Origin of the sequence: Rhodoferax sp., from assembly GCF_010365055.1 — a bacterium.
Taxonomy (GTDB): domain Bacteria; phylum Pseudomonadota; class Gammaproteobacteria; order Burkholderiales; family Burkholderiaceae_C; genus Rhodoferax.
Genome location: NZ_JAAFHA010000149.1, coordinates 1 through 6,033, shown reverse-complemented (window position 1 = coordinate 6,033; position 6,033 = coordinate 1). Strand labels below are relative to the sequence as shown.

6 protein-coding genes and 1 pseudogene are annotated in these 6,033 nt (G+C 60.0%); 4 read left to right on the top strand and 3 right to left on the bottom strand.

Annotated elements, in window-relative coordinates; all coding sequences use genetic code 11:
• The first annotated feature begins 56 nt into the window (after nt 1-56).
• Complete coding sequence (locus tag GZ093_RS19750) at nt 57-1,727, top strand: TniQ family protein (protein ID WP_363261166.1); 1,671 nt, start codon at nt 57-59, stop codon at nt 1,725-1,727.
• Between the two features lie 749 nt (nt 1,728-2,476).
• Here GZ093_RS19750 and GZ093_RS19745 read toward each other — a convergent pair.
• A complete protein-coding gene (locus tag GZ093_RS19745) occupies nt 2,477-3,370 on the bottom strand; it encodes a LysR family transcriptional regulator (protein WP_296489349.1) in 894 nt (297 codons plus the stop codon).
• A 131-nt stretch (nt 3,371-3,501) separates the two neighbouring features.
• Between GZ093_RS19745 and GZ093_RS19740 the strand changes: the two genes are divergently transcribed.
• On the top strand, nt 3,502-4,377 hold the full coding sequence (locus GZ093_RS19740) for a class I SAM-dependent methyltransferase (RefSeq protein WP_296489347.1): 876 nt from the start codon (nt 3,502-3,504) through the stop codon (nt 4,375-4,377).
• A 34-nt stretch (nt 4,378-4,411) separates the two neighbouring features.
• On the opposite strand, the gene GZ093_RS19735 is transcribed toward GZ093_RS19740, so the two are convergent.
• Nucleotides 4,412-4,780, bottom strand: coding sequence for a VOC family protein (locus tag GZ093_RS19735; protein ID WP_296489345.1), 369 nt, complete (start codon nt 4,778-4,780; stop codon nt 4,412-4,414).
• On the opposite strand from GZ093_RS19735, the gene GZ093_RS19730 reads away from it, so the two are divergent.
• On the top strand, nt 4,769-4,930 hold the full coding sequence (locus GZ093_RS19730; protein ID WP_296489343.1) for a hypothetical protein: 162 nt from the start codon (nt 4,769-4,771) through the stop codon (nt 4,928-4,930). The two genes, GZ093_RS19735 and GZ093_RS19730, sit on opposite strands and share 12 nt — an antisense overlap.
• 14 nt (nt 4,931-4,944) lie before the next feature.
• On the opposite strand, the gene GZ093_RS19725 is transcribed toward GZ093_RS19730, so the two are convergent.
• Nucleotides 4,945-5,373, bottom strand: a complete 429-nt coding sequence (locus GZ093_RS19725) for a CBS domain-containing protein (protein WP_296489340.1) — start codon at nt 5,371-5,373, stop codon at nt 4,945-4,947.
• A 372-nt stretch (nt 5,374-5,745) separates the two neighbouring features.
• On the opposite strand from GZ093_RS19725, the pseudogene GZ093_RS19720 reads away from it, so the two are divergent.
• Nucleotides 5,746-6,033, top strand: a pseudogene (locus GZ093_RS19720) (GGDEF domain-containing protein); the annotation flags it as partial.

The following is a 6,033-nucleotide window of genomic DNA, read 5'->3' as shown; positions in this document are numbered from 1 at the left end:
AAATCTATCTAACCATGAAGCCCTGAGCGCTGCAAATCACCAACACCCAAAACTAAATTTCGGAAATTTACAGAAAAGAAGTTGCTTTATCCCGCCAGAAAGAAGCGCTGTGCCGCGACTGGAGTCGACTGCATCGCACCAAATCCGATGCGGTGTGTCCGACATGCATGGCTGAATCACCTTACTTGCGTCACCACTGGGAGCACGCTTATGTCACTGCGTGTCCTAAACACCGCATCCAGCTGGTCGACAAGTGCAATGCATGTGGGGAGCACCTTTCACCCATGCGGCTCTACATTGGGCTTTGCGCATGCGGCAACGCCCTGGACAGCATGCCAAAGGTGTCTGCCACGCGGGCTCAGCTATGGTTATCGACGTTGATGACGGGCAAAGGTCAACCTTCGGGCAACCTGAAGCCGATTTCGCAGGACGTGGATACCGATGTACTTGTGAAGGTCATTCGAACGCTATGCCTGCATCCCGACCCGACAAAGCCCGCTTTGCCACGTGGTGCCGCTTTGCCAAAAACAGTCGCTGAGGCCATCGAATTTCTCGCTCCGCTCGATGCCTTGCTGGCCGACTGGCCAACTGGTTTGCGCTCGCATGTCGAGCAGCGCATCGCCGCCGGACGCAGAGATGCCCGCACATTGAACACCTTGTTGGGCGACTGGTACATCAGTCTGCGCAAGGCTTGCCAGGGCACAACGCTTGAACCGCTTCTTCAAGTCATCATCAACGTTGCCGCCGAAAAATCTGAGTGCGTACTGGGCCTGGATTCGGCCAAGGCCATGGCCCAAGACGCCACCAAGTATGTACGGGCCTCGGACGCCGCCAGGGCTATTGGTGTCAGCGTGTCCCGAATGCATGATGCGATGCATACCGGCGAGTGCGCGCACCGCACACGGCGTATGGGTACCCGTGGCCAGGTGTACGAGGTTTCCTGTGCTGAAGTTGAACGCATTCAGAAACGGCGTGCGGAATGGATTTCTGACATCACAGCCTGCGAGTTGGCCAACGTCACCCCCGTGGTGCTTGAACGCATGAAAGCGGCGGGCGTTATTCGCTCGGACATCCGCTGGCGCGAAGACATCATGAAAGGTGGACCGGTCGAGCGCCAATCCCTGCTGGATTTGTATACGAGTGTGGACCGGGGGGCCCAATCTGCAGCGGTTGCAGAGGATGCGACGCTCACCTGGTCTGAATTCACAAGCCGTCGCATGGGGGAAAAGCGGGCGATTGAATCGCTGATGAAGGCTATTGCAAGCGGCGATGTGAAAGCGGTCACGCGTGCTCGAACACTGGGCGAGATGTATTTCCGTATGGGGGATGTATCACAGCATTTCGGTACGCCATTGCTCGAAGCTGGCATGTCGATACATCAACTATCCAAGGCGACAGGCTGGAAATGGGAGTCCATCTCGCACTGGATGGAAGAGGGTTTGCTGGCTTGCGAGTCGATTCAACTCCGCGGCCAGCCTTGCCGCGTGGTCTTACCGCACCAGTTACTGGCGTTTCGTCAGAGCTACATCCCGCTGGCAGACCTGGCCCGCGCCATGAACATGAAGGCATCAGCCTTATCGCTTTCGCTACGCGGCATCGAGCTCGTTGGAGCGAAAGGGTTGCCAGATGGTGCCTTGCGCGGCGGGTTGCTTCGCATTGCAGATATTGGTCGACTCGCTGTGATTGGAGCTAAGGCTGGATATGACCTGTTTGTGCCGGCGGCATGATTGCTGCGGGTGTTGTCGGTGGGTACGGTCAGCGCCGCATTGCGCGCGATGTGCTTGCCCTAGATGGAAGAGGTGGCTCGCAGACTGCAAGAGGCTGTCAAGGCGAGCGGTGGTTTACCGCCTTTGCGAAACGAGCCAACCCATGGCACTGGTGCGGGCACCTTCACGGTCTTTGTTGACGGCCTGCGATATGACATGGCGGTGTAGCTACAACAGCGGTTCTCGTCCTTGGGCAGCACCAGTCTATCGGCACACTGGACCAGCCTTCCGTCGGTGACGGCCTCCGGCAAAGCCTAGTGTTTTCCCGTGTCTGCACACATTGTCGGCACCGCAGACGACTCCGAGTTTGAGCCCCGCGTCGCTTCAGACGTCATGGGCGACGCGACTTGAGGTCGGGAGCATTAGGCAAGGCTACTGGCTTGTACGCGAGGGAATCTCAGGTTTCGCTTCCCATCGTCTCATCCGATACATCAAAGGTCTCCGCAAGCCCTTGATTCTCATGGCCGACGAATCTCAACTTATGCCTCTGGCTACAGCCTAGCCCGCGTCGTTATTATATTAGTAGCTATTATTGTAATAGCATAGACATTGCCGACGAGTGTCTGGAACCAAGGCGTGTTACCGGTGCTGCCTGTGAAAACTTTGCACCAAGCCACGCCCGTCAAAATCAGTGCCTAGCGCGTTCGTTCTCAGTGCCAAGACACTGATTTGCAGACGACTTGATGATGCAAATTAAGGCAAGCCCCGTGCTAGCCCGTAATGATGGGCCGCAGCGCGTCGACCTCATCGACCAGAAAGTCAAACAGCGCCGCCACGCGCGGCGTACGCCGTACCGCCGGCGTGGTGAGCACGCGCCAGATGCGGGCCAGTTCCGGGATCGGACCGAGCACCCGCACCAGGTCGGGCTCTGCGTCACCCAGCGCGGTCGGCAGGGGTGCCAGGCCGACACCCGCTTTCACCGAATAGATCAGGCCGAGCACGCTGTCATTGCGCGCCACAACATGGGCCGCCGGAGCCACCTGCCGCAGCCATTGCGTGGCGCGGTGGTTGGACATGGTTTCGTCAAAGCCCACCCAGTCGTGGCGATCAAGATCTTCCACGCGATCGGGCTGGCCGCGCCGGGCAATGTACTTCGGGCTGGCGTAGACCGCCCACAGCGAATCCCCCACCTTGCGCCCGACGAGCGCGTTGTCCTGCGTGTCGCCCGAGCGCAGGGCGATGTCGACCTCGCCTTTGGCGAAGTCGAGGTACTTGTCGCTCATCACAAACTCCACTTCCAGCCCGGGGTAGCGCGCCCGAAACCGCTCCAGCAGCGTGGAATTGATGATGCGGTACATCAACGGCTCAGGACAGGTCAGGCGCACCACCCCCGTGACTTCGCGCTGGAAGGCCTCGATGTGCTGCGTCAACGCCAGCGCAGCCTGTTCCACCCGCTGGGCAAGAGGCAGCAGCTGTTCGCCAAAAGCCGTCAGGCGATAGCCGCTGGGATGGCGTTGCACCAGGGACTGCCCCAGGCGCCGCTCCAACTCGGCCAGCCGGCGTTGTACTGTGGATTGATTGACCTGCAGCGCGCGACTGGCGGCGGTGGTGCTTTGGTGACGCGCCACCGCCAGCAGGTATTTGAGGTCGTTCCAGTCGAACATGGCGGGCGCTTGGGGTGGGGTTATGCGTTTGTGCGGCCCCATTATGCAAGCCTGCGGCTTGTGGCGCCCCCGTGCACTGCCTAGACTGGCAGCGCCATGTTGCACGAACCAACACACCGAAGGAGCCCGCCATGACAGCAGTTTCCACCAACACCTTCACCCCCGATGGCCAGGATTTCAAGATCGCTGTGCGCGCGCAATGGGACCGTTCGGCAGCAGGCTGGAACGAGCACGCCCCGGAAATTCGCGCGTGGCTGCGCCAGGCCAGCGACGCCATGCTGGACATGGCCGGCGTCAAGCCCGGCGCGTCGGTGCTGGATGTGGCCGCCGGTGCCGGTGACCAGACGCTCGACATTGCGGCGCGCGTTGGCCCGACCGGTCGCGTGCTGGCCACCGACCTGTCTCCCGCGATATTGGCGCTGGCCGACGTGAACGCCCGCCACGCCGGGTTTGGCAACGTCCAGACCCTGGTCGCAGACGGCGAGGCGCTTGGCGTGCCGCCCAGCAGCTTTGATGCCGTCGTCTGCCGGCTCGGACTGATGTTCTTCCCCGACCCGCTGCAAGGCCTGCGCAGCATGCAGCGCGCCTTGCGGCCAGGCGGGGGCATCTGCACCCTGGTGTTCTCACGGCCCGAGCGCAACCCCTGCCTGGGCATCCTGATGAGCACCGCGCTCAAGCACGCGGGGCAAGCGCCACGCGACCCGTTCCAGCCGGGCGGCCTGTTGAGCCTGGGCAAGCCGGGCCTCGCCGATGCGCTGTTCCAGGCGGCGGGCTTTCGCAACGTCGCCAGCACGGCACTGGATGCGCCCTTTCACCTGCCCACGCCGCGCCACTACCTTGACTTCATTCGCGCGTCGGCCAGCCCGATCCAGCAAATTCTCGGGCGACTCACGGCGGAAGCGACCGATGCAGTCTGGGCCGAGATGGAGGAGCGACTGGGGGTCTTCACGACCGCCGATGGCTGGATCGGCCCCAACGAACTGCTGCTGACGGCGGCGCAGCGCTGAGACTGCCGCGTCGACTCATCCGTTGCCGGACGGCTCAGGCGCTGGGCTGGTGACAAACCGCTTCGACATTGTGGCCGTCTGGGCCGATCACGAACGCACCGTAATAGTCGGGGTGGTAGTGCGGGCGCAGGCCCGGAGCGCCATTGTCCTTGCCACCGGCCGCCAATGCCGCGGCGTAGAACACATCAACTTGAGCGCGCGTCTTGGCGCTGAAAGCCAGATGAAGGGGCGTGGGCTTCTGCGCTGTGAGGTACAGCCAAAACGAAGGTTTTCCAGGGGTGCCCAGACCCAGACCGTGCGGCCCCTCCATGACAACGTTGACATTGAGGGGCGCCAGCGCACGCAGGAAAAATTGCTTGCTGGCTTCATAGTCGCTCACGCCCAAGCCGATGTGATCAAACACGTTGAACTCCTTGATGAGGTGAAGAACGGTGCCTATGACCGGTCCGTAGCGGCCGCTGGCGTTCGTGTGTTGCGCGGCGGCGTCCGATTTGACGCAGAAGTCTCTCCGGTGTCGCGCATGGATCGAAGCCAGCGCGTCGCGCGCTGGTGATCGGGACGCTTGAACTAGCTGCTGATGTAATTCGTCAGCTGCGAAATCGTTTGCTGCTGCTCGGCAATGATGTCGTCCATCAGGTCGCGGATCGAGATCAGGCCTACCACCTTAGTGCCATCGAGCACCGGCAAGTGGCGAATTTTTTTCTGGCTCATCAACACCATGCAGGCATTGGCCTCGGTGCTGGGGGTGACCGTGATGACATCGCGGGTCATGATGTCGGCGACCTTCGTTTCTTTGGAGTTCTTGCCCTGCAGCGCAACCTTGCGTGTGTAGTCGCGCTCGGACACCACCCCAACCAGTTTGCCGTTCTCCATGACCGTCAGCGCACCCACCCCATAGTCAGCCAACAGCTGGAGTGCCTCAAAAACGCTGACTGAAGGACTGACCTGATGAACCGTTGAATTACGATTCTTTAACAATTCCGAAACGGGCTTCATCAAAACTCCAGTTAATTTGCCATGGGACATGCAGTGTAAACAAACTGCTGTGCATTGCAAGAGACGGCAATCCCCAAGGGCACGAGACAGGCTCGCCAGGGCAAACCGCATCCATTTCCATCGGCCGGGACCAGGGTAGACCCGGGCCGCGGCGGACAAGCACAAGGACGAGTCGCACATTCAAACATCATTTGCTATTTTTGCAGTAGCACTTTGTTCAATAGGGACGTGGGCTGCAGCCAATAAATATCCAAAAATGACATTGTTCGATTTAAAAGGAAAACACGGATTCAAGTGATTCCTTGGTTACATTTAGGCTTGGTCCCTATTGAATCAATTGATGGCGCTATTTTTTGATAGCCAAAATCCCTCATGACTGCCAAGAAGCCTTTTGAAATTGCCCGTGAAACGCTTCGCCAGCTGACTACACGCAAGTTAGCGCCAACGCCCATCAATTACCAGGCCATTTACAACGAAGTGGCGGGCGTGCCCACCGAGCCCGCATTTCCGGCCGATCGCTTGCGTGACATTGCCCTAGCGTTGCCGACCAAAACACCAGGTCAACAAAAGCAGCGTGGCTTGTTGGATTCCGCGATTGGGCAACTCAGCTGGGACGGCGTCAAAAGCGCCCTCATGGCTTACGGCGGCTTCAGTCCGCCG

Bases quoted from the DNA above. Each gene is read 5' to 3' on its own strand.
- GZ093_RS19745 (WP_296489349.1), bottom strand. From the start codon at position 3,370: ATGTTCGACTGGAACGACCTCAAATACCTGCTGGCGGTGGCGCGTCAC.
- GZ093_RS19740 (WP_296489347.1), top strand. From the start codon at position 3,502: ATGACAGCAGTTTCCACCAACACCTTCACCCCCGATGGCCAGGATTTC.
- GZ093_RS19725 (WP_296489340.1), bottom strand. From the start codon at position 5,373: ATGAAGCCCGTTTCGGAATTGTTAAAGAATCGTAATTCAACGGTTCAT.